The 22,432-nt window shown below is 61.6% G+C and carries 17 protein-coding genes; 6 read left to right on the top strand and 11 right to left on the bottom strand.

All coding sequences use genetic code 11. The features are described 5' to 3' along the window. Positions 1 to 97: 97 nt before the first annotated feature. Positions 98 to 1,678, top strand: coding sequence for an RNA repair transcriptional activator RtcR family protein (locus tag WFJ47_RS07205; protein WP_336761931.1), 1,581 nt, complete (start codon positions 98 to 100; stop codon positions 1,676 to 1,678). A gap of 136 nt (positions 1,679 to 1,814) precedes the next feature. Here the strand turns inward: WFJ47_RS07205 and WFJ47_RS07200 are convergent, their stop codons facing one another. The 3 genes from WFJ47_RS07200 to WFJ47_RS07190 all read right to left on the bottom strand — a co-directional run bounded on the left by WFJ47_RS07200 (position 1,815) and on the right by WFJ47_RS07190 (position 5,065). Next, the gene (locus tag WFJ47_RS07200; protein WP_336761930.1) at positions 1,815 to 2,873 is read right to left on the bottom strand and encodes a redoxin domain-containing protein; all 1,059 of its coding nucleotides are present in this window, start codon (positions 2,871 to 2,873) and stop codon (positions 1,815 to 1,817) included. A 78-nt stretch (positions 2,874 to 2,951) separates the two neighbouring features. Beyond that, positions 2,952 to 4,382 carry a PLP-dependent aminotransferase family protein gene (locus tag WFJ47_RS07195; RefSeq protein WP_336761928.1) on the bottom strand — a complete coding sequence of 477 codons (1,431 nt, stop codon included), beginning with the start codon at positions 4,380 to 4,382 and terminating at the stop codon, positions 2,952 to 2,954. After that, the gene (locus tag WFJ47_RS07190; protein WP_336761926.1) at positions 4,379 to 5,065 is read right to left on the bottom strand and encodes an NAD(P)H-dependent oxidoreductase; all 687 of its coding nucleotides are present in this window, start codon (positions 5,063 to 5,065) and stop codon (positions 4,379 to 4,381) included. The genes WFJ47_RS07195 and WFJ47_RS07190 overlap by 4 nt, the downstream gene beginning before the upstream one ends. Positions 5,066 to 5,268: 203 nt before the next feature. On the opposite strand from WFJ47_RS07190, the gene WFJ47_RS07185 reads away from it, so the two are divergent. Continuing rightward, positions 5,269 to 5,733 (top strand): carboxymuconolactone decarboxylase family protein, encoded by a 465-nt coding sequence (locus tag WFJ47_RS07185; RefSeq protein ID WP_336761925.1) that lies wholly within the window; start codon positions 5,269 to 5,271, stop codon positions 5,731 to 5,733. A gap of 510 nt (positions 5,734 to 6,243) precedes the next feature. Next, positions 6,244 to 9,543 (top strand): TonB-dependent receptor domain-containing protein, encoded by a 3,300-nt coding sequence (locus tag WFJ47_RS07180; protein ID WP_336761923.1) that lies wholly within the window; start codon positions 6,244 to 6,246, stop codon positions 9,541 to 9,543. Positions 9,544 to 9,662: 119 nt separating this feature from the next. On the opposite strand, the gene WFJ47_RS07175 is transcribed toward WFJ47_RS07180, so the two are convergent. Then, entirely contained in the window at positions 9,663 to 11,093 is a 1,431-nt protein-coding gene (locus tag WFJ47_RS07175) for a protein adenylyltransferase SelO family protein (protein WP_336761921.1), read from the bottom strand. Positions 11,094 to 11,264: 171 nt separating this feature from the next. Here WFJ47_RS07175 and WFJ47_RS07170 point away from each other — a divergent pair, with 171 nt between their 5' ends. After that, a complete protein-coding gene (locus tag WFJ47_RS07170) occupies positions 11,265 to 12,710 on the top strand; it encodes a lipopolysaccharide biosynthesis protein (RefSeq protein ID WP_336761919.1) in 1,446 nt (481 codons plus the stop codon). Positions 12,711 to 12,717: 7 nt separating this feature from the next. Here WFJ47_RS07170 and WFJ47_RS07165 read toward each other — a convergent pair whose 3' ends face one another. From WFJ47_RS07165 to WFJ47_RS07135, 7 genes are all read right to left on the bottom strand, one after another. Then, positions 12,718 to 14,109, bottom strand: coding sequence for a hypothetical protein (locus tag WFJ47_RS07165; protein ID WP_336761918.1), 1,392 nt, complete (start codon positions 14,107 to 14,109; stop codon positions 12,718 to 12,720). Next, complete coding sequence (locus tag WFJ47_RS07160; RefSeq protein ID WP_336761917.1) at positions 14,106 to 15,260, bottom strand: hypothetical protein; 1,155 nt, start codon at positions 15,258 to 15,260, stop codon at positions 14,106 to 14,108. The genes WFJ47_RS07165 and WFJ47_RS07160 overlap by 4 nt, the downstream gene beginning before the upstream one ends. Continuing rightward, a complete protein-coding gene (locus tag WFJ47_RS07155; protein ID WP_127101750.1) occupies positions 15,253 to 15,807 on the bottom strand; it encodes a hypothetical protein in 555 nt (184 codons plus the stop codon). The genes WFJ47_RS07160 and WFJ47_RS07155 overlap by 8 nt, the downstream gene beginning before the upstream one ends. Then, a complete protein-coding gene (locus WFJ47_RS07150; RefSeq protein ID WP_336761915.1) occupies positions 15,804 to 16,712 on the bottom strand; it encodes a hypothetical protein in 909 nt (302 codons plus the stop codon). Before WFJ47_RS07150 ends, WFJ47_RS07155 begins: the two co-directional genes overlap by 4 nt. Further along, the gene (locus WFJ47_RS07145; RefSeq protein WP_336761913.1) at positions 16,709 to 18,082 is read right to left on the bottom strand and encodes a hypothetical protein; all 1,374 of its coding nucleotides are present in this window, start codon (positions 18,080 to 18,082) and stop codon (positions 16,709 to 16,711) included. Before WFJ47_RS07145 ends, WFJ47_RS07150 begins: the two co-directional genes overlap by 4 nt. Positions 18,083 to 18,410: 328 nt before the next feature. Then, entirely contained in the window at positions 18,411 to 18,686 is a 276-nt protein-coding gene (locus tag WFJ47_RS07140; protein ID WP_336761911.1) for a hypothetical protein, read from the bottom strand. 195 nt (positions 18,687 to 18,881) lie between these two features. Then, entirely contained in the window at positions 18,882 to 19,727 is an 846-nt protein-coding gene (locus WFJ47_RS07135) for an aldo/keto reductase (protein WP_336761910.1), read from the bottom strand. Between the two features lie 175 nt (positions 19,728 to 19,902). Between WFJ47_RS07135 and WFJ47_RS07130 the strand changes: the two genes are divergently transcribed. Together WFJ47_RS07130 and WFJ47_RS07125 are read left to right on the top strand one after the other, a co-directional pair. Beyond that, positions 19,903 to 20,868 (top strand): cupin domain-containing protein, encoded by a 966-nt coding sequence (locus WFJ47_RS07130; protein ID WP_336761908.1) that lies wholly within the window; start codon positions 19,903 to 19,905, stop codon positions 20,866 to 20,868. Positions 20,869 to 21,060: 192 nt separating this feature from the next. After that, entirely contained in the window at positions 21,061 to 22,431 is a 1,371-nt protein-coding gene (locus WFJ47_RS07125; protein ID WP_336761907.1) for an L-serine ammonia-lyase, read from the top strand. Position 22,432: the final 1 nt, after the last annotated feature.

Genomic DNA, 22,432 nt, shown 5'->3' with positions numbered 1-22,432 from the left:
TAAGAAATTGATTTCTATGATTTATTCCGAGTTTTCAACTTGCGGATTTTCTCGAAACGATCTTTTCGTATCGTGATTTATCTGAAATGATCAGATCATGAGAAACGTTGTCATCGGTCTGCTTGGTACCAAAATCGATCGGATGCGCGGAGTCGGTTCATGGCAGCCCAGTATCAAGCTGTGCGGCCACGACTCCCTTCCGGTCGATCGCTTCGAGCTGCTTCATCCCGGTTATGCCGAGGCTCTGGCCCATCATGTCGCGCGTGGCATTGCCGCGCTCTCGCCGGACACAGAGGTGCGTCTCACTCCGCTCGATTTCGACAATGCATGGGACCTCGAGGAGGTCTATGCCAAGCTCTACGACTTCGCGCAGGCCTATGGGTTCGATGAGGACCGTGAGCGTTATTTCGTTCACCTGACCACTGGCACCCATGTCGCCCAGATCTGCTGGTACCTGTTGACGGAGAGCCGCTACGTTCCGGCCCGGCTGATCCAGATGGAGCCGGAGCGACCCGGCACCGGGCCGAACGGGCGCCTTAACGTCATCGATCTCGATCTTGCGCAATATGATGCGATCCAGCAGCGCTTCGATCTGGCTTCTGTCCAGCACTCGACATTGCTTCGGGGTGGTATCGGCGGCACCGATCCGGTGATCGAGCGCCTTATCGATCGGCTCGAGCAGATCGCCCTGCGCTCGGACGCGCCCATCCTGATCACAGGTGAAGCCGGGAGCGGCAGGAGCACACTTGGCGCGCGCGTCCATGAACTGCGACTTCAGCGCCGGCAGCTGCGCGGGAAACTGGTGCGCGTCAGCGGCATAGCCCTTGCGACACCGGATGGGGCCGCGATGCTGATGGGTCAGAAGCGCGGCCTCGGCAGCGCCGCAGGAGCTGAACGGGCTGGATTACTGGCGCAGGCGCATCGCGGCACATTGCTTATCGAGGGGATGGAGCACGTCCCCCCGGCCTTGCGCGACAATCTCTTCCGCGCCGTGGAGTGCGGGCAGTACCGTCCGGTTGGCGGGGAGACAGATCTCGATATACAGATCCGCCTGATTGCCACTGCCCGAGATGGCGCAGGGCTGGAAACGCTTTTCCAATGGATCCTGCGCCTTCCTCCTCTGCGGGAGCGCCTGACAGATCTCGAAATGGAATTCGATCATGCGCTGGATGTCGCTGAGCGACGACTGGGTGCCAAAACCGGTTTCGCCCCGGGTGCCCGTGCACGGTATCTGCGTTTTGCGCGCTCTGCCGAGGCCTGCTGGGCGGGAAATTTCCGCGATCTCACGCAATCGGTGCTCAGGCTATGTACCCTGGCGGATCGCGGAAGAATCACACTCCCCATGATCGAGGACGAGATCGGGGAACTGACCGAGCGATGGCGAAACTGCGAGGCTGACACAACCAGCCCGGCTCGGCCCGATGACCGGGCGTTGCTGGCAGAGATCCTGCCTGATCCCGCAGAGATCGATGTTTTCGATAGCGTTCAGCTTGCCGCGGTAGTGCGTGTTTGCCGTCTGTCGGCCAGTCTCTCCGATGCAGGCCGCGCCTTGTTTGCGGTCTCGCGCACGCAGCGCGCAAGCCGTAACGATGCCGATCGCTTGCGCAAATATCTCGCCCGCTTCGGCCTCGACTGGGATGGCGTGAAATCAAGGGGCGGCCCTGGATTGCCCGTCTGAGTCCGAGCAGTAAGGGTTCGATGAGGGCGCGTATGTTCACGGCCATAGGCAGGCAGATCGGAGGAACAGAGTATGCGCGCAGGATCTGCACGCATCCGAAGGTTGTAAGCCAGTCAATGCGGGGGAGATGTCCGGTTTAGCGCGTAACACGCTCGAAATCCTCGATCTGTGCAGCCAGATCGGCCCGCGTGCCATCGAGTATCTTCGCCAGATGTCCGTCCTTGGTGATCAGGGCAATTGCCGGGATCTGACGCACACCAAAGCGTGTAAAGGCAAGATTGTCGCTGTCCAGCAATACCCGGAATCCTGGGCCGAACAGCGTGCCGAACCCCACCATATCTCCCTGTTCGGTCCAGAGTCGGGCACCGATGACCGTCCAGTCGATCCCGGAATGGGGCATGAGCTTTTGAGCAAGCTCTCTTGCGCGGGCGCAGTGGCGCGCGGTCGGTGGATCCATAGTCGCGAGGTAGCTCTCGCACCAGGGTGCGGTGAACAGCAGGATCTGAGCCCGCGTCGATCCTTCCGGGCGGAGGGAAGCGCTGGCGCCCTGCGTATCCGTGAGGCTCATCGCCGGTAGCTTTGCCCCGACGGCCAGGCTTGCCGTTTGGGTAACATCCGCAAAATGAAGGTCGTTCGTCGTCCGAGGCGTGGCCAGGACGCGTTCCAGGGCTGCGCTGAGCGCCGGGCCATCCTGATGGCCGAGATAGGCGAGGCGCCCGTTACGATCAATCAGCACGTGCAGCGGCGTCGCGCGGATCTGAAGCCAGTCGCTCAGTTTCCCGTCATCCATCACGACCGGCATGGTCAGTCCGGTCTTGCGCACGAAAGCGGCGATTTTTTCGCGGTTCTCGCCAAAGCCGATATCGACCGCAACAACGCTCATACGGGATTTGTAGCGCTGATAAAGCGCCTCGAAGCCCGGCATCTGGGCACGGCAGGGAATGCAATAGGTCGCCCAGAGTTTGAGATAGACGGGGCCCTTGCGGGTGAGCGCCGCCATGTCGAGCGTCTGTCCATCCAGTGTCTGCCAGCGCATGGCGGGGGCGGGGCGGCCGACCCTCTGCGCAAGTGCGGGGTCTTCCGCAATGAAGCCTGCCGGGTCGGGCGCAGGTGCCGTCTCGGCCCGGGAGGATGAGGGGAGTGACCACAAGGCAAGCAGGGCGATGGCTGCAAGGCCATGGTGAAAACCGGGCATGGAATTGCTCCGTAGCGTCAAAAGGGGAGAGGAATGAAGGCACTGCGTCGATCAGCGCAGAATGCCGGAAGCCCGGCGCTAGAGGGCGGAGCGCATCAGGGCGAGGAGCTGGCGGCAGTCGCCCTCGACCCGCTCGGGGCGGCTATTCGCGATGCCCAGAATGACGCCCGATCGCGCTCGCGATCCCTTGGCGAACCACGCCGAGAGAGGGGAGACACCCAGCGACGCCGCACGTGCCTGCAGGGCAAAGCGGGCATCGTCAAACCCCGAGGGCAGGGGGACCATGACGGACAGGCCTGCGCTCTGAGCCGCGGGAGCACCGCATCGTTGCAGCGTGTCGCATAGCAGTGATCGGCGTTCGGCATAGATCTGGCGCGACCTGCGGAGATGCCGGAAATAATGTCCTTCGCGCATAAAACGTGTCAGGGCAATCTGCACGGCATTATTGGGGGGGGTGGCGAGCCACCAGGCCATCTCGGTCAGGCGTTTCACGAGGCCCGGGGGCGCTACGACAAAACCCAGCCCTATCATGGGGGCAAGTGTTTTGCTGAAAGTGCCGATATGGATCACGCGATCCGCACCCTCGCCTGAGGCGAGAGCGGGCGGCGCACGTCCCTCGAGATGCAATTCGGCCAGATAATCATCCTCGATGATCCATCCATGGCTCTCTCTCGCCCAGTCCAGCAGGGCTTTGCGCCGTGCGGGGCTGAGGGAAACTCCCATGGGGGCCTGCTGTCCCGGTGTCACGAGGGCGAAAGATGCCGAGGGCGCCATGAAACGCCCCTGCGCGACATCGAGCCCCTCAGGGTCCACCCTGATCGGAACAGGATGTACCCCGGCGCTTTCCAATGCCATGCGCGTAACGGGAAAGCCCGGGTCTTCCACCCAGGCCTGTCTTCCGGGACTATCGATGGCGCGAAGCACCATAGCGAGCCCGCTGCGAAATCCCGTGGTGATCAGGATCTGATCGGGCGTGCAGCTCAGCCCGCGCGCAAGGGCGAGATGCGATGCCAGAGCCGCCCGTAACTCCGGCAGGCCGCGTGGGTCCATCACCCCGGCATGCAGTGCCGATATCTGGACGCCGTGGCGGTGCAGCCGCGCCCAGAGTGTGGCGGGAAAGGCATCCTGCGCCGGGATACCCATCTGAAAAGCAAGCGGCTGCTCGTTTCTCTGCCGGAACAGGGCCAGCGCGCCATAATCGTCGGATACGGAAATCTCCCCTCTGACAGAAGCGTCAGGCACTTTGGGGGGCTCAGCCACCCGCGTCCCTGCAGCCCCGGCGGCCCGCAGCAGATGGCGATCGATAAGCCGGTCATAAGCGGTACGCACTGTGCCGCGTGCGACCCCAAGCTGCGTCGCAAGGTCACGCCAGGAAGGAAGGCGCGCGCCTTCAGGAAGCGTGCCTGAAAGAATGGCGCCTTCGATATGCTTCGCGATCTGCTCGCTCAGGCTACGCGGATTGTCCCTGTCGAGCGAAAGGCTTGCGAAGGGCGGTCGTGAGTCTTTCATATGTGCGACCGGGACAGATGGGCCATGCGCGCTCGGGCGTCAGGCCCTGACGAGGTGCCTGTCCCGATAGGAGAAATCGTGGTCAGGAGAACTGGGTCGAGCGCCAGGAGAGCCTGATCGAGAGCGGACTGGCAGGCTTTGCTATCGTGGAAGGCAGTCCCTTGTACCGGGATGAAATGCACATTGAACAACCCGATACATCCGAGAACCGCCCGAAGATACGGGGTAAAGAAATCCGGCTGTTGCGCCTCTTCGCCCAGAATGAATCCGCCCGCTGCGACACCGATCAGAACGGGCCGATCGGCAACGAGCCCCTGTTTTCCATTGGCGCCCAAGGCGAATGTGCGGTTCAGCCGCACCACATGATCGAGCCAGGATTTGAGAGCGGCCGGTACCGTGAAATTATGCACGGGCGCTCCCAACACCATGACGGACGCAGCCTCGACTTCGTGGATCAGGATATCCGACAGTTCCGTCGACCCTTCGGTTCCCTCGTCGCTCGCGTCGGCAGGTCTCGCGAGCAAGGCAGCGTAAGATGCATCCGGCGGGGAGAGCGCACTGATGTCACGTTTGACGATGGTCGCCTCAGGAATCAGCGTGCAGATCCGCGCAACGATCTCCGCAGAGATGCGCCTGCTCTGCCCATCCTGTCTGGGGCTGCAATCGATATGGAGGATCTGCATCGCCGGGCACCGTGCGGTTCTCGAAAAGGGGCTTGTGTCATCAATCCACCGGACGCGTGATGACAGGCCCATGAAACCGATATCGGAGTATACCAAGAATCTTGGTCCTGTCGGAATCTGCGTTCTTCCACCTGTCATGCGCCCCGGCATGACGGGAGAAGAGGTGAAGCGCCTTGGCGTTCCACCGAAGGAGATACCTGCTGATGACACAGCGTCTCGACTACGAAGCTCTCGCCCCGGAAGCTGTGAGCACCCTGGGGGAAGTCTATCTCTATGTGGCGCGGTCAGGGTTGGATGGTGGGCTGGTCGAACTGGTCTATCTGCGCATCTCCCAGATCAATGGCTGCGCCTACTGTCTCGATCTGCATAGTCAGGCTCTGCTGACCAGAAGAGTGCCCTCTCGTAAGCTTGCTGTGCTTCAAGTCTGGCGTGAGGCCGAGGGATTTTTCAGCGCGCGTGAAACCGCCGCTCTCGCCTGGGCCGAGACGGTTACCTGCGTGCGCGAGAGCGGTATTCCGGATGGCGAATTCCAAAGGCTCAGCGGGATCTTTACGGAAGAGGAGATCGTCGATCTGACGGTCGCCGTGGGGATGATGAACCTGTTCAATCGTCTGGCGATCGGATTCCGACGCGCACCCGCCCCCCTTATGAAGCAAGAGGCAGGCTGACCCGCTCACGCATCCGCTTCCGTCAAACGACGCTTCGGGCGCGAATCACGTCCTCGGCCGGGTTTCACTGCCCGGCCCTTGTCCCTGCAGCACCTAGGCGGCTTGCTGATCCTGAGGCCTGATCCGGTTCGTGGGTGACGTGGATCGTCGCCTGGATCGGGCGTTCACTTCCCTGATCAGCACAATGGTTCGGCTGTCTGAACGCACCCGATTGCGCCGTTTCATCTGTTGGGACGGAAACGTCGTTCGTCAAAAACGACCGTTATAGAGCCCTTCCGCAGCGCTGCATGAAGCGAGGAGTCTGGCGCCGGCATCCGGTATCGCTCCGTAAAATCTCATCACAGAATTGTACGTCGCCTGACTGTATGTTGCGCTTGAGCAACAAAGATCACGATAATTCGTTAATCACCCATTATATTGTTTCGATATCGAAAAGCAGACTTACTATGACACATGTTGAAATAACGACAGCTATGACGAAAGGGCCCAGGAATGGCATCCGGAGTGATCTTGCCGCGGCGCATTAAGGGGTTGAGGCATAACGCCCTTATGGTCTCTCTGCTTTGCACGGTTTTCGCCTGCCCGACGATGGCGCAGGCCCAGACCCAGACTGGACCGACGGCAACGCCCCATAAGAAGGTCTCGACGCACAAGGCCTCGAAGGCAAGGCGCGGGGCGGCAGCGCGTGCGTCAAAAGCCGTGCCAGCCGGGACGACTGCCCAGGCGAATGCGCCTGCTTCGGCAACGCCCCCGGGCACGAATACGCCTCAGCCCGTTCTCGCCAGCAGTGCCGCATCGACGCCAGATGCTGCTCCTCAGAAAGAGATGATCATTGTCACGGGCACACGTCTTTCACAGTCGCGTCTGACCAATGTCATGGCCGGCTCGACGCTGACCGCCGAGCAGATCCATCGACGCGGGTATTACGATCTGGGAACGGCGCTGCTGCGTGAAAACCCTGCCATCAGCCAGGGCGGCAATTCGACGATAGGCAATCAAGGGAGTTTTGGTGCCGGTCAGTCCTTTATAGGCCTGCTCAACCTGGGCGCCGAACGTACCCTGACGCTCATCGATGGCATGCGCATGGCGGGCGGTGCGACTGCCTCGATCTATGGCGCAGGGTCAGGCTCGCAGGTGGATGTCAGCACCATTCCGACATCGCTGATCAAGGGCATCGATACGCGTCTTGGTGGTGCCGGCGCGGCCTATGGTGCCGATGCCGTTGCGGGTGTGATGAACTACACGCTCGATGATCATTTCACAGGTGTCGATTTCAACGCGCAGGGCAACTGGTCGCAGAAGCTCGATGCTCCTGGCGAAAAGCTGACATTCAAGGCAGGCCGCAATTTCGATCATGACCGGGGCGGTATCGTCTTCGACGTCGAATATCGTAACCAGGGCGGCATGGTCGCCAATGACAGGCCGGATGTGTTCGGGCGCGATGCGGTGCTCTATCATCGCGTACCTCTGGGACAGAGCGCACCGTACACGTATGTTCTCGGAGCGGGATCGCGCTTCATCCAGAACTCGGTCACGGGTATTCCCATGATCACAGGCGATTATGGCAATCTCCCCGTATATGCAGGCTCGGCAGGTGCTGCTCTGGCGGGGCAAGCCAATAATGCGGTAGCCAATGCAGCCAATCAGCCGCTCATGTTCAGTCAGAACGGGCAGTCGCTCATTCCGCTCACTGCTGGCACGTTGCTCAAGGGCGATACGACGCATGGTATTGGTGGCAATGGCATCGCGCTTCAGGACTACAACCAGCTGATTGCGCCCAATGACAAGCTCAATCTTACCCTGTTGGGCCATTACGACATTACTCGCCATATCCATGCGACATGGCAGGGATGGTATGCGCGCGGCAGCGCGGAGAGCCAGGTCGGTCAGGGAACATGGAGCACAACCCAGTTTGACAATCCGCTGACGCTCAATACCGCTGGCCCCATGAGCAGCAGCTACTACACCAATGATGTGGTCAATGGTGCCTATGCGCTCAGCACCAGCAATCCTTATCTGACCAGCGCAGAACAGCAGACCATCAAGAATGCCCTGGCAGCCAATGGCCAGCCCACCGACACGTTTTATCTCAACAGGCTGAACCAGGATCTCGACGCCGGGCTCTATCGCACCACGGTGCAGATGTACCGCTTTCAGGGGGGGCTTGCGGGTGATTTCAATGCGGTCGGGCGCAAGTTCGACTGGAAGGTACGTGGTGAATACACGCGCTACATGAACAATACCTGGACGCCCTCGATCGTCACAGCCAATCTCGTGAACGCGCTGAACGCGGTGCAGGATTCCAGCGGCAATATCGTCTGCGCGCCTGGTTACCAGAATGCGCCCATCGCCACCCGCAGCGCGACCTGCGCACCGCTCAATCCGTTCGGCTATAATCAGATGACGCCGGGTGCGCGTGATTACGTTATTTCCGACGCGCATTCGACCAACAAGAATACGCAGCGCGATATTCAGGCCGAACTGAGCTCCACCGTTTTCCGCCTGCCTGCCGGCGACATTCGCTGGGATCTCGGGTATGAGCATCGCCGCGAAGGCTACCACTTCGATCCGGGTGCGTTTTTCCGCGGCTGGCCGCAGGGCGATGGCACCTATCAGCAATACGGCAACAGCACGGCCATTCCCCCAACGGGCGGCGCCTATCATACCCATGAGGCGTTCGGCGAACTCGACGTTCCCTTCGTGTCGCCCGCCATGCATGTGCCTGGCATCTACAATCTTTCAGCGACGGCAAATGGCCGCTTCATCAATAACAGCATGACCGGCAATTACTGGACGTACATGTTTGGTGGGGCCTGGTGGCCGACCGAGGATTTCGGCCTGAGTGGCAATTACGCCCAATCTGTGCGTAACCCTTCCGTGACTGAACTCTTCTCACCGCGTTCGACCGATTATGAATCGGGCACCGATCCCTGCTCTGATGCCGGTATCGGCTCGGGTCCCAATCCGGCCATTCGTGCAGCAAACTGCGCCAAGGCAGGCATCACCCAGCCCTTTACCTCGAACTTCAATTTCTACACCATTCCGGGTACGGCTGGCGGCAATCCCAATCTGAAGAACGAGACGTCAAAGAGCTATACGGGATCGCTCGAGTTTCGTCCGCATTTCGTCCGTGGTCTCGACATGAAGGCCTCCTTCGTCGACGTGAAGGTCAAGAACGCCATCACCTCGCTCGGGCCGCAGGATCTGATGAATGCCTGCTATGACTCCAGCAGCTACCCGTCGAACGCCTTTTGCAACACTTTCACCCGTGACTCTTCGGGCCAGCTTTCGACCTTCAATGCTGGCTATTACAACATCGCCAAGTATGAGACCCAGGCGCTGCAGGCGACCATGGACTATTTCACCCCGCTCACCCGTTTCGGCTTCGGCGCCGGCGCTGGCGAGATCGATCTGAGCGGCAACTACGTCCATTATCTCAAGAGTCAGGACACCTATCTGGGAAGCACCTATCTGCTCTCGGGCACGACGGATGCGCCCAATGACAACTTCACGCTCAACCTGAATTATATGAATGGTCCGTTCTCGGCCCAATGGCAGACACTCTGGTATGGCCCCACGCAGTATGCGGTCCAGGTCCCTGCCACGCGCTATCAGGATAACAAGCGTCCGTCATTTGCCTATTTCAACCTCTCACTGGCCTATGACATCACCAAGAATCTTTCGGCCAATTTCGTGATCAACAACATCACGAACGCCCTGCCGAAGGACCCCGGGATCTATGACGTCAATCGCTACTACGAAGCTCTCATCGGACGGAATTTCCAGCTGAATATCGGCGTTCATTTCTGATCCGAAACCGATAGGAGAGTTCAATCGAAAGGGATGCCACAGTTCGGCATCCCTTTTTTTGTCCAGGTGATGCCAACACCGACGACGAAAGGCAGGCTCGCGACCGTAGGCTTGAGGTCTCAGGTGCCGCAGAATGTAGCCTGCACCACCTCCTCGGGGAGGGGCGGTGTCTCATAATCGGCGTCATCCTCGAACGGGCGTACAAGACGCGCGAGCAGACGCTGGAAAACCTCGAAATCTCCATGCTCGGCGGCGTCGATGGCCTCGGCGATCCGATGGTTGCGGGCGATCACTGCGGGATTGCTTTGCGCCATCAGGCGGTTCTGCTCTGCTGGTAGGGCCTTTTCCCGGGCGCGGCGTGTCTTCCAGTCTGCCAGCCAGCCACCGAGCGCGTCAGAGACAGGTTTTTCGCTGAGGGGCTCGTTCCGTGAGAGACGTCTGAAACTCAGCGTCCAATCCAGTTTTTCCTCTTCAAGGATCTCGAGAAACCGCACGATCAGCGTCTTGTCCTCAGCCTCGCTCTGCATGAGGCCCAGCTTTGGTCGCATGCGCTCCAGCCAGGCCGTATCATAAAGCGTGCCGAACTGGCCAAGCGCCTCCTGTGCCCGGGCCAATGCGCGCTCCTCGTCAGGGTCAAAAAACGGCAAAAGTGTCTCGGCCAGACGAGCCAGGTTCCATCCTGCCAGGCGGGGCTGATTGCCATAGGCATAGCGCCCGTTCCGGTCGATCGAACTGAACACCTTGTCATGGCGGTATGCGTCCAGAAAGGCGCAGGGGCCATAATCGATGGTCTCTCCCGAAATGGCCATATTATCTGTATTCATCACCCCATGCACGAAGCCTAGGCTCATCCAGTGCGCGATCAGCCGAGCCTGCGCGGCGACGACATTTTCGAAGAGTGCGCGCACCGGGTTTTCCGCTGAGGCAGCGCCCGGATAATGGCGTGCAATCGCGAGATCACACAAAAAGCGCAGGGCCTCGCTGTCCTGGCGCGCGGCAAAATATTGAAACGTGCCCACGCGCAGATGGCTTGCGGCGACGCGGGTCAGAATGGCCCCGGGCAGGGGCCGGTCACGCCACACAGTCTCGCCTGTCAGCACGGCGGCGAGGGCACGCGTTGTCGGAACACCCAGAGCGGCCATGGACTCGCTGACGAGGTATTCGCGCAGTACAGGGCCAAGTGCGGCGAGCCCGTCGCCGCGTCGGGAAAAGGGTGTCGGCCCTGAGCCTTTGAGTTGCACATCGAACGTGCTGCCCTGGGCCGTACTTACCACCCCGAGCAGATGCGCCCTTCCGTCGCCCAGTTGTGGCACGAACTGCCCGAATTGATGGCCGGCATAAGCCTGCGCCACAGGCTGCACAGCCTCATCGCGCCATTGTCCGCTGAAAAGCGCCACAGCCTCTGGCGATCCGAGCCATTCCGGTGAGAAGCCGAGTGTCTGTGCAAGCGCCGAGTTGACGGCAATCAGACGCGGTGCCCTGAGCGGCGCGGGAGCGGCCTGAACGGCCATGCTGGTAGGAAAAGGAGCGCGACGGAGGGGAAGCGACATGAAACCTCATGGGCGTAACCCGAATGACACCTGTCATCCCGGCAGGAACGAGCCTGATATTTGCTCAGAGATGGCGTTATCCCCGGCCGGTGCAAGCGCAAGGATCGAGGGGGCCGAAGTTTTTTCAATCCCTCTCTTCCCATTTCAGGGCGGCACGTTCACAACCCGTTCATGCCGAAGCATCCGACAGCCGCGAAGAGGATCATCCATAATGTCAGCTTTCTGACCTTGGGGCGCATTGCCACGGCCATTTGCAGCTTCGCCTATATTGCGTTTGCCGTACGTGCCCTTGGGCTTGCCCAGTTCGGCCTGCTGATCCTGATCCATTCTCTGGGGATCATGGCGTCCACCTTCTCGCGTATGCAATCCTGGCAAACATTCATCCGCTACGGCAATGAGCCCTACGCGCGGCGCGACCTCGCGCTTTTGCGACAAATCCTCGGCTTCTGTATCCGGCTGGACATGCTCTCGGCGGTGGTGGCCATCGCGATCGGGGTCATCAGCGTCGCGTTTTATAGTCATGTCGCTCACTGGACCCCCTGGGTCACGATGCTCGCCTATGGCTACGCTCTCATCTGTCCGTTCATGTATACCGGCTGGAGCAACGGGGTTCTGCGCCTGACGGACCGTTTCCATCTCGTGCCGATCAGCGATACCTGCACCGCCATTTTCCGTACGGCGGGAACGGCGCTGGGCTTCGTGCTGCATCTCAAGCTCGGCTTCTTCGTGCTCGTCTGGGCCGGAGCCGTGTTGATGGATTACGGGTTGTTCCTGTATTTTGCGCTTACCACCCTGCACCAGAAAATCGGTTTGCGCCTGCATCCGCGTGATGTGTTCGGTCAGTGGCGCTGGCAATTGCCGGGAATGTGGGCCTTCACGCGTTCGACCAGCATCAATCAGACTCTTGGTGCCGTGTCCGGGCATATCAGCACGCTTGTCGTCGGGTCGCTTCTGGGTTCGGCCGAGGCCGCCGTGTTCCGTATATGCCGACAGATTGCTGACGGGATCGTGACCCCGGCCCAGATGCTCTCTCCCGTGCTCTATCCCGAACTGGTCAAGATGCGCGATCGTCAGGACTGGTCGGGACTCAAGCGGATCACCTGGAAGATCTTCTTCATGCTCTGCGCCGTCTCGGTGGCGCTGCTGCTGGTGGCGGCGTTCTTCGGGGGGCGCATCTTCTCGCTGATGCTGCATATCCATCTGCACGGCACGACCTATTACATCTCGATCATGCTTGTCTCGGCGGTCCTGACCCTGCTCGTCGTGCCGCTCGAACCGCTGCTTACCGTCATGGGGCAGATCGGCTATCTGATGGCCAACCGCACCTGGATCACCCTGGCCTATTTTCCGGTGCTCTATGGTCTGACTTCAGTATGGTCGCTCAAAGGCGCCTGCTATGCGACGGTGTTCAGCAGTCTGGCCATGTTTATCACGCGGCTCTGGCGCGCCATCATCTGCTCGCTGCGTCCCACGCAGCATGCAGGCATGACCGGGGGAGGCGGGGTGGCCAAGGACACAGCCAGGGAAGCTTCTTCCGTCTCGCCGCCCGATACGGCTCCCGACAGGATCCTGAAGCAGCCCGTCGACGAAGAGGTGCCGATCAAGGCCTTAACCTGAAGCCATGCTATTGTTCCGCCCCGCCCGGATCATAGCCAAGCGAGGCCAGAACGAGGCGATCTTCCCAGCTGCCGCGCATCAGCGAGGGGAGGACCGACAGGGTTGCAAGGGCCGGGTCGCGCAGCATGAAGCCATCCAGGCAGGAATCGCGCAGTCTCACCCAGCACCAGATTTCACCGTGCGGCCCTTCCACCGCGCCAATGCCCTCGCCGCTACCCGTCGCGATCGGCTCAGCCTGGGGAAGTGGCGCGCCAAACGCCGCAGCAACGCGCTCCAGCCGACGCAGGGAGTCGCGTATCTCGTCGAGGCGAAGGCATTGTCGTGCCCAGCCATCGCCCCCCAAACGCGATCCGGCGCGACCGGGAACGTGGCGCATGTCGTCTTCGAGTTGACGCAGATCGAAGGAGCGCCCTGAAGCGCGAGCGACCAACCCGCCGAGACAATGCGCCTCGGCCCGCCCCGGCGTGATGACGCCAAGTCCCTCGAGGGATTCTGCCATGCGGGCGTGCAGCCCCTCGATCACGGCAAGGCGTGGCATGAGGGCGTCATGGATCCCATGGGCCAGCGCGCAGATATCGATCCCGGAGGCAATCCCATCGGGGGTGATCGTATCGGTCAGACGTCTTGTCGCCCCATGGTGAAGGCAAAGCTCAGCGCAGAGATCCTCGGCCAGAGCGGCGTGGCTTGCGAGAAGCGTGAACCCGGTCAGGCGTGCCATGAGCGCCATATCGCGACAATGCACCGTGATGCGCTCGATTTCTGCCAGCATGATCCGGGCATCGCGCAATGCCGCAGAGGGGACGATGCCCAGCGCCTGCTCGATCGCCTGAGTATAGGCAAGGGGGGCCGCGACGAAAGCGGATGAAACGCTGCGTCCGATCAGACGCAGGGCTTCCTCCGGCTTTCGGCCAAGGACCCCCTGCAGAAAGCCTCTATGAGCGGCACCAGGTATGACCTGTCCCATCTCCCAGGCGAAGGGCGGCATGTCGGTCTGAAGCGCCGTCCCGAAGGCAGCAGATGGTGGAGCATGATCTGAGGGGACCGAACGGCGCGAGAGCGGTGCGATGCTGGCCCATCCCCCGCGATCGAGAGCGGGCTCCGTTTCAATCGCACCAAGAGGAAGGCATCCCCACAAATCCTGAGCAATACGCTCAGGCCATGACGCGGCGGGGAGCACGGATGAGAGCGCGAAATACCGTCCCTCGATCAGCGGCGTACTGGCCATGACCGGTGTTTCCTGATCGAGAAACAGGACATAGGCCCGGCTGTCATCGCACCAATGGGCGATGAACCAGCCGGCCCTGGCCGCGATCATCGCGCGCCATTGAGTCTCATCAAGCGCATGATGGAAGGGCGCTATACGCTCGCCGGATCGGATGCGCGCGATCATGGTCGTCATGGCGCCATCCAGCCCAGGGAAAAATCCTGTCCTGTGTGCACCGCCGGGAGAAGGAAGGGCGCGACAAGACCCAGCCCAAGGAGCAGAAGCAGGATCAGCCGGTCGCGCCATACGCAGGGAAGAGCGCCAGCCAGACCGGATCGGCTGGCCATAACTCCCAGCCCAATCACCGTGAGTAGGGCGGCGAGCCCGCCCGAGAGCGGGCTGCTCCGCATCAATCCGGCCAACAAGCCGCAGCTCGCGGCAAATGGCGGCCAGGGGGGCAGGCCGCAGGCGACCCAGCGCCTTGAGCGGCTGTCGAGCGCCGGTTCGGCTGCGAGGGCGAGCCCCGTGCTCAGAAACAGCATCGCCGGAACATGCCCGCCCGGTATGGCGGTAGAGACGATGGCGAGTGCGATAAGAGAGCGTACGCCGTCCTGCCGCGCGAGAATTCCCAGCCACAGGGCAGCCAGCCCGGCCAGGACCAGCACGGTGTGCGTGATGTCGCGTTCGGGCAGCCGGATCATGAGGGCAATGGCGGCGATGCAGAGCAGCATGTCCAGAAGCGCGCTGGCGCGTTCGGTGGGCGGGATCAGGCTTGAATCGAAGGAAGAGGCCAAGCCACCCGGTGCACCCAGTCCCGCAAGCAGGCATAGCCCAATGGACAAGAGGAGATCGCCCAATCTCAGCGTGGCCGGATCAGGGCTGAAACTCGTCAGGCTTGAACCAAGCAGGGTCAGGATCGTCCCGGCCAGACGCAGGCGCATCGACTCCCAGGCCTGCCTTGCCCGTGTGGTGGCAAGGGACTCCCGCAGGGCGAGAAGGAGCGCCCCACAGGCAATCAGGCAGGCAACGGGGAGCACGGCATGAAGGCCGAGAGCGAGCATGGTCACGAAACAGGCGAGAAAATCGAGACAGAGCGTGAGGCGTCGGCTCCCCTCACGCCGGGAAAGAAAGGGAACACTTGCCGCCAGCAGCCAGGTCCAGCGCGTAATCAGATCCTGCCCGGCAACAAGGGGGGTGAGCAATACGGTCAGCGCCAGACCGGTCAGAGCAAAGAGACGTGCCGAGCCCGCTGCCCGCTTTTCCGGCAGCAAGGCGAGCAGACAGGCGGCAAGCAGGGGCCAGGTTGGTATCAGGAAACGGGCGATCTGATGCAGGGTTTCAGCCATGGCTGGTACTATCCGTTCTGAGCCAGGCCAGGCGGGGCATAAGCCAGCGTCCGAGGGCCAGGAGCCCGATCCAGACCAGTGCTGCGCCAAGAACGAGCGCCCAGCTTTGTCGGTGCGCCCCCATGAGGAGAAGGCCGTTCAGCGCACTCAGCAAGCCGGTGAGCTGCATCAGGGGCATCGGCAGGGAGGCCGCGCAAAGCCCAGAGAATACGATCCCGATGCAGATCAGAACCGGCAAGCCCGGCGTTGCCGCAAGCGCCGTCAGAAGGAGCAGGGCGATGGAGGCACAGACAGCGAGGGAGGCAGCCTGCTGCGCAGCACGCCGCGCGCGAAGATCGCCGGCACGCCAGCCGGTATGGCGGCGGAGCATCATCCAGCCTGCACCATTCAGCAAGGGAAGGAGGATCAATGCCGTCAGGGCGGGCGCGCCATAGCCGATCGCGGAGACACAGGCGGCGGCGCAGGTGCCGTGAAAAGGCAGCACGCGGCTGTCGCGTCCTATGGCGGCGAGGGCGATCAGCAGCATCAGGCCAAGCAGAACCGTCACGTACCCAGCCTCCCGGCAAGAACCAGCAGAATGGCCGCACCGCTCAGGACCAGGGCCAGACGCCCCGAGGGCAGCGGGCGTATGGCGCGCCAGGCAGCGGCGAGACAGACCAGCAGGGCGAGCTTAAGCGGAGCCGCGACGCACCAGAGCAGGGCGAGATGCCCGATGGTGGCATTGCTCGTGGCCAGGGAATCCGGCCAGACCAGATCGGCGACCAGAAGATACCAGCAACAGACAGAGAGATCGTGGCGGTAGCGCATCAGGCTGCGATGGCGCCCCTGCGTCCCTGCAATCAGGTCCTCGTTCCAGGATTGGGACAGGAAGCGCCGATTGAGGACGAGCAGGATCGCAGCCGCCATGAAGACGAGACCGCCCATCAGGGCCGGGGCGGGCTGCAGCAGGCGTTGTTGCAGCAGACCCAGAAGCGTCCCCGCGCCGGGAAGCCCGACCGTGATCAATGTTCCTGTGAGTGCGAGCAGAGGCACCAGAAACATAAGATCGTGCCCCAGCCTCCCGAGGGCAGCCCTAAGACGCAGGGCGATCACGGGGGTCGGGGCAGCGTTGACAGTCTGAGCCCAAAGACAGCCCGATGCCAGGATCAGCAGGACACCGCAGGCGAGAGGCTCGGACAAAAAGCCGAAGAGCAGCCTCGTGCTGGCCAGGGGGATGCCTGTCATGGCGAGAAGAACCGAGCACAGGCTCAGTCGGCTCAGGGCTGGAATAGCCCCTCTCTTGCGCCAGCCTGCACGTATCTGTCGCCAGCGCCATCCGGGCAGGACACCGCTGCGGCCAGCCAGAAGATTACCGGTCAGGCATTCCAGATCGGTCAGGAAGGGCGCCAGAAGCGCGATCGTGACCATCTGGGCGACGGTGATGAGCAGAGCCAGAAGAAACGCAGCGATCATGCCGTCCAGCCCAGCCAGGCGAGGGCAACCGCCAGTACTGCCAGCCAGAGCGGGAGTGCTTGCCGGATGAGTGGGGTCTCAAATGCGCGGGTCGATCGCCCGTTCATCTGCCCCATGTCCCTCGCGCCGTGCAAAAACGTCACGAGCGCACCAAAACGCTGCACCCCGGTTACGATGAAACGCTTGATCGTCCACGGCAGGCGCAGCCGGAATTCCGGAATCGGCCAGGGCGGGATGCCTGTACGAGTGGGCAGGAGGGGCCCGATCAGGAGAGGCGCGACGAGGGCTGGAATCAGGAAAATCAGCGCAGGATACCAGAAGGCGCCATCGCCCCCGGCAAGCGACCAGAGCGGCCAGCCACGCCAGGTATCGCCGCTGCTGCCCGCCATGACGAGCAGGGCCTTGTGCACGAGACCGAGAAACAGACCGGGACAGATCGAGAGGACCAGCCCGAGCGTGACCGGAGCAAGAGATGTCTGGCTCAGAGAGGGTGGAGAGCGCGCAGCCTGCTGCCATGCGGCGAGCCAGCTTCGGATCATGAGCACGCCGATCACGAGGCTCAGCATGACTCCGCCAGCGGTCCAGGCAGGAGAGAGACCACAAAGCGCATCAATAACGTGAAGGGCCAGCCAGAAGGGCAGAAACCCGGCGAGTGGAGGCAGGGGCGTCCGGAAAAGGAAGCCGGTTTTCCCGAGCCCCGTCAGAGCCAGTGCGAGGATCGTTGCTTCTGCGCCCGCCATGGCCGTGTCAGGCAGATTACCGATCCGGGCGCACATGGTCAGCCCGAGCAGGAGCAGCGGAAAGCCTGCGAGTCCCTTGCCGACTGGCATTGTCAGGCAGAGCCCGCCTCCCACGAGGATTAGGCAGAGTGGCCAGAACAGGGAGGTCGTGTCGAGAAGGGCAGGCACGAGAAGCGCATAGGCCAGAAGCGGGAGCTCGGCGAAAGCCGGCAGCAAGCCGAGTCCAGCCAACGGTGCCAGAAACGCCAGGGCGGGGACGAATGGAAGCAGGGCAAGGAGACAGGAGGCCGGCGCCAGCAAGCCCAGCCGCCAGGCCGAGCGGGGCGGCGCCACGTCTGCATCCGGTATCTGTCTATGTGTCTGCGCGAGACAGGGCAGAAAGCAAAGCAGGGCGAGCGTCGTGCTATCGCAAAGCAGGCCAAGCCCGCCCAAGGCCTCTGTCAGGGCATCCTGTCTCGCGGCGTGAGGGATGCGCGACACCGTCCAGAGCAGCAGCCAGCAGGCATTGAGCGGGTCGAGCGTCAGGGCGGAAAGATTGGCTTCATGCGGACTGAGCGCGCCACAGAGCGCTGCAATTGCTTGCAGGCCAAGCACGACGCCGCGCGACACTGCCGCTGTCGGTCCCTTCAAAGGTGCCGATACCAGGCGCACGACCAGGCAGATCAGCAACAAGACGAGGGCGAAAGCTGGAAACAGGGGAAAGTCCTGACATGGCCGGGGTGTTCAGGACCTGTCTTAACGCAATTCCCGGTCGAGCCCAATTCCCGCGTGGGAAATCCGGGGATGCGAAGCTTCCTCCGGCGCGTCCCCGTATCCGGCGCGTCCCGTATCCGGCGCGGTGGGTGGAAGGCGCTTCGCTAAAACCAGTCGATCCAGTGCGCCAATAGGTCCTTGGAGGGTCCTGAGCGCCTCGCCGTCATTGCAGAGCGTCGGATCACGCGCTGTTCACCATGGCGCTTCAGAGCGGACCGTATTCCCCGGCGCGCTGTTGCGCGAGCGTCAGCAGATCATTGCTGCCATTGCCTGCGGCTTCGGGGTCGTAGAGCACGAATTCCAGTTCAGGCTCGATCTGCCTGAAGGCGAGAGTCATACCAAGACGCTCGCCAAGAAATGCCGTGAAACGCTCTATCTGGGTGCTGGGAAGGCTCGAAACCCAGACCCGGCGCTCACGCTCCAGATCACGGGAAATCTGGGGGTGTGCCACGAGATAGGTCTCAAATTCTTCTTTCGTCATCCCGTTTCTCCGCCGGAGATTGTTTTATGTCAGGATTATCGCGCGGGGAATGTGCGTTATCCAAGTAAATAATTCTGTGACTTTAAGCATTGCAGGCCATTCTACTGGTATGAAACGTAGGCAAGGAGCGATCGGAACGCATCTCGCACCTGGATTGCGTCTGCCAGTCTAGGTTGCCTGCGTCATTCTGTGGTGTCAGATCATTTCGAGAGGCCTCTTTTCATCAGGTGGCGTGAAATGCGCGTCCAGCTGGGCCAGATCCTCTGACGTCAACTCTATGGACAGCGCCGCTATGTTTTCACGCAGATGGCGGCGTGAGCCTGCTTTGGGGATAGAGAGAAGGTTCGGATGCCTGATCGTCCAGGCAAGGGCGATTTGGGCCGGTGTGGCAGGGCCGTTTTTCGTCTCATGGGCGCGGGCTATGGTGGCAAGTACGGGCTCGTGCAACAGGGCGCCCCCCTGACCCAGGGGCGAGTAGGCCATCGAAACGATCTGCGCCTGCCGGTCGCGCGCCAGCAGGTCATGATCCACGCCGCGCGCTTCGAGATTGTACAGAATTTGGTTTGCGGCACAGTCCTCATTAAGGCTGTCCAGCTCCTCCATATCTTCCGTGTCGAAATTCGAGACCCCCCAGCGTCGGATCAATCCCTGATCCTGCAGATGAACGAGCGCATCCAGCGTTTCCTCAAGCGGTACGCCACCACGCCAGTGCAGCAGATAGAGATCGAGATGATCGGTTCCCAGCCTTTCGAGCGAGGCCGTGCAACTGCTGAGCGTTCCCTCATAGGTGGCATTGGAGGGCAGAACCTTGGAGACGAGAAAGACCTGATCCCGCCTGCCGCGTATGGCCTCTCCTACCAGCCGCTCAGACCGGCCACTGCCATACATCTCAGCTGTGTCGATCACGCTGAGCCCCAGATCGAGCCCCTCCTGCAGGCTGGCGATCTCCTCAGCGCGCGAGACCACCGAGTCGCCTATGTTCCAGCTGCCCATTCCCAGTGCTGGAACCGAGAGGCCATCGCGAAAAACCACCTGTTTCATGAAAACTTCCTTTTCATTCCAGGGATCGAAGCGCCAGATGAGGAAAGACGTTTGTTGACGTGCTTCAGCGACCGATCACGACTCCGTGAATATTAGGCGTTTCTTTCCGGCCTGACGTTATCCTGAGCGCGGGGAATCATGGAGATCGCAGCCGAACCAGAAAAGGAGGCCAGCCATGGCGTCTTTCGACCATCGCGTTATCCAGCGACTGTTCGGGCTGAACGGGTCGATGGCTGAACCGTCCAGCGAGGGACGGCCTGGTCCGTTCTGGGCGACGCGTTTTCGTGACAGAGCGCGCTGTCGCGTGCGGTCGCCAGGCGCAGGAACCGAGGGATGGGCGTGGTCTGAACGCGTTGCCCCTTATGGCGTGCCCGATGTCAGGGTCGAACATCATCATCTCGGTGCCGGTTCGGATGAGGGGGCTTCCCGCTGCAAGGCCAGAGGTTGGGGGATGGTGATCTCCGGCTCTGCCCGGCTCGAAATGGCGTATGGAAGCCTGGGTGATCACCGCCATGACATGCTCGAGGCGGGTGACGTCTGGAGCGTTCCCGCTGATGCAGAGGCATCTTTTCACGCCCATGGTCCAAGCGGGGCGAGTCTCATAGCATTCATAGGAGGTCGCGAAACCCAGGATAACGCGCTTGGCGAGCCCTGGGGACGTGAGGACAGCTATGGCCATAAGGGCGCGCTGCGCCATGGTCTGCTGTCCCAGGAGGCCGAACAGACGGGCTGGGGCAGCATCAGGGTGGTCGAGGCCGACGTCTTCAGCGATCCCGATGCGCTTTCTGCCGCCTTCGTTGAAATCATGCCGGATTGCCGGACGGATCTGCATTGGCATCTCAATACGGCGGTCTGGCAGATCTGCATTGAAGGCACTGGCCTGTTGACCCAACTCGCGTCAGGACACAGAGGCGAAGTCACGCGTCTCGCACCGGGAATGGTGTGTCATGTGCCCCGTGGGGAGGGGTATCATCTGCGGAATGATGGAGAGACCACACTGACAGTGTTGGAAATCTTCCGTTCGGATCACTATCACGACCTTTCCCTGCCACAATGGCTTGCCGCCGCCTCCCCTGAGGCGATCGCCGCGCATCTCTGTGTCGATGTGGGCACGATCGCCCGTCTCTCCCGCGCAGGCTGAGGGATCGAGCCCGTCAGCGCGCGGACCGAAGCTGAAAACAGGCATGGTCAGCTGAGGCTCAATCTGAAGGCAACATGGGGCGGTCGGCTGACCGTCGGGTCCCGTCTCTCTGGCTGGACCTCGGGAGACGGAATAGGGTAGTCGTGAGGACAGGCTTCCTGGTCCATCGGACCGTCTGTCGATGAGTCCCGCATGATCAGCCTGTTCGATCTCTTTAAAATCGGTATCGGTCCGTCCTCCTCGCATACGGTTGGCCCCATGCGGGCAGCGCAGCGTTTCATCGCAGGGCTTCATGACCCTGCTTCTGTCGCAAGCCTTCGTGTCACGCTCTATGGCTCTCTGGCCTGGACGGCCCAGGGTCATGCGACGGACAAGGCGGTGATTCTCGGCTTGTGCGGCGAAATGCCCCAGAGCGTCGACCCTGATGCTGCCGACGGGATCGTGTCACGCGTTGCCGAGATGAAACAGATCAGTTTTCAGGACTGCTTCATCCCTTTCGATCCGGAGAAGGATCTGGTGCTTGACCGGGAAACCGTCCCACCTGTCCATCCGAACACCCTGCAATTCGAAGCGCTCGATGCGGACGGTGACGTGCTTGATCGCGCGCGTTTTTGCTCTGTCGGCGGTGGGTTTATCGTTTCCGAAAGCGTGACCGAGAGCGCGGGCTATGCCCAGCCCGTCGTGCCTCACCCTTTTACCAGCGGGGCGGAGCTGCTGCATCAGGCCAGGACCAGCGGGCTCAGCATCGCCGCCCTGGTTCTGGAAAACGAATGTGCCCTGCGGCCAAGGCAGGAGGTCGAGGCGTATCTCGATGAAATCATCGCCGTGATGATGGCCTGCATCGCGCGGGGCATGGGTCAGACCGGCATCCTGCCGGGCCGGTTGAAAGTACGGCGTCGCGCTGCCGCCCTGCATGAAAAACTGCTCGAGCGCGAACGTGCCAATATGCGTTCGGCCCATGGGATCATGGACTGGATCAGCCTCTTCGCCATTGCGGTGAATGAGGAGAATGCGGCGGGGGGCCGTGTGGTTACAGCCCCAACAAACGGGGCGGCGGGCATCATTCCATCTGTCCTGCGCTATTATCGCGATTACTGCATGCCGTTACCCCCTGCGAGTACCCAGCAAGGGATGCGTGATTTCCTGCTGACGGCGTCAGCCATTGGAGGGTTGTTCAAGCTCAATGCCTCGATTTCGGGCGCCGAGGTCGGATGCCAGGGTGAGGTCGGTGTGGCCTCCTCCATGGCGGCGGCGGGGCTGGCGGCAGCCCTGGGCGGCACGCCCGAACAGATCGAAGATGCGGCCGAGATCGGCATGGAGCATCATCTGGGTATGACCTGCGATCCTGTAGCGGGCCTCGTGCAGATCCCATGCATCGAGCGTAATGCCTTCGGCGCGGTGAAGGCCATCAATGCGGCCTCGCTTGCGCTGAATGGCGATGGTGCCCATCTCGTCTCACTCGATCAGGTTATCCGCACCATGGCCGAAACCGGGCGGGATATGAACCAGCGCTACAAGGAAACCTCGCTGGGCGGGCTCGCCGTCAACCTGCCGGAATGCTGAG

The organism is Asaia sp. VD9, from assembly GCF_037150015.1.
Taxonomy (GTDB): domain Bacteria; phylum Pseudomonadota; class Alphaproteobacteria; order Acetobacterales; family Acetobacteraceae; genus Asaia.
This window is presented reverse-complemented; position numbering and strand designations above follow the sequence as displayed.

Bases quoted from the DNA above. Each gene is read 5' to 3' on its own strand.
- WFJ47_RS07205 (WP_336761931.1), top strand. From the start codon at position 98: ATGAGAAACGTTGTCATCGGTCTGCTTGGTACCAAAATCGATCGGATG.
- WFJ47_RS07200 (WP_336761930.1), bottom strand. From the start codon at position 2,873: ATGCCCGGTTTTCACCATGGCCTTGCAGCCATCGCCCTGCTTGCCTTG.
- WFJ47_RS07195 (WP_336761928.1), bottom strand. From the start codon at position 4,382: ATGAAAGACTCACGACCGCCCTTCGCAAGCCTTTCGCTCGACAGGGAC.
- WFJ47_RS07190 (WP_336761926.1), bottom strand. From the start codon at position 5,065: ATGCAGATCCTCCATATCGATTGCAGCCCCAGACAGGATGGGCAGAGC.
- WFJ47_RS07185 (WP_336761925.1), top strand. From the start codon at position 5,269: ATGACACAGCGTCTCGACTACGAAGCTCTCGCCCCGGAAGCTGTGAGC.
- WFJ47_RS07175 (WP_336761921.1), bottom strand. From the start codon at position 11,093: ATGTCGCTTCCCCTCCGTCGCGCTCCTTTTCCTACCAGCATGGCCGTT.
- WFJ47_RS07170 (WP_336761919.1), top strand. From the start codon at position 11,265: ATGCCGAAGCATCCGACAGCCGCGAAGAGGATCATCCATAATGTCAGC.
- WFJ47_RS07165 (WP_336761918.1), bottom strand. From the start codon at position 14,109: ATGACGACCATGATCGCGCGCATCCGATCCGGCGAGCGTATAGCGCCC.
- WFJ47_RS07160 (WP_336761917.1), bottom strand. From the start codon at position 15,260: ATGGCTGAAACCCTGCATCAGATCGCCCGTTTCCTGATACCAACCTGG.
- WFJ47_RS07150 (WP_336761915.1), bottom strand. From the start codon at position 16,712: ATGATCGCTGCGTTTCTTCTGGCTCTGCTCATCACCGTCGCCCAGATG.
- WFJ47_RS07140 (WP_336761911.1), bottom strand. From the start codon at position 18,686: ATGACGAAAGAAGAATTTGAGACCTATCTCGTGGCACACCCCCAGATT.
- WFJ47_RS07135 (WP_336761910.1), bottom strand. From the start codon at position 19,727: ATGAAACAGGTGGTTTTTCGCGATGGCCTCTCGGTTCCAGCACTGGGA.
- WFJ47_RS07130 (WP_336761908.1), top strand. From the start codon at position 19,903: ATGGCGTCTTTCGACCATCGCGTTATCCAGCGACTGTTCGGGCTGAAC.
- WFJ47_RS07125 (WP_336761907.1), top strand. From the start codon at position 21,061: ATGATCAGCCTGTTCGATCTCTTTAAAATCGGTATCGGTCCGTCCTCC.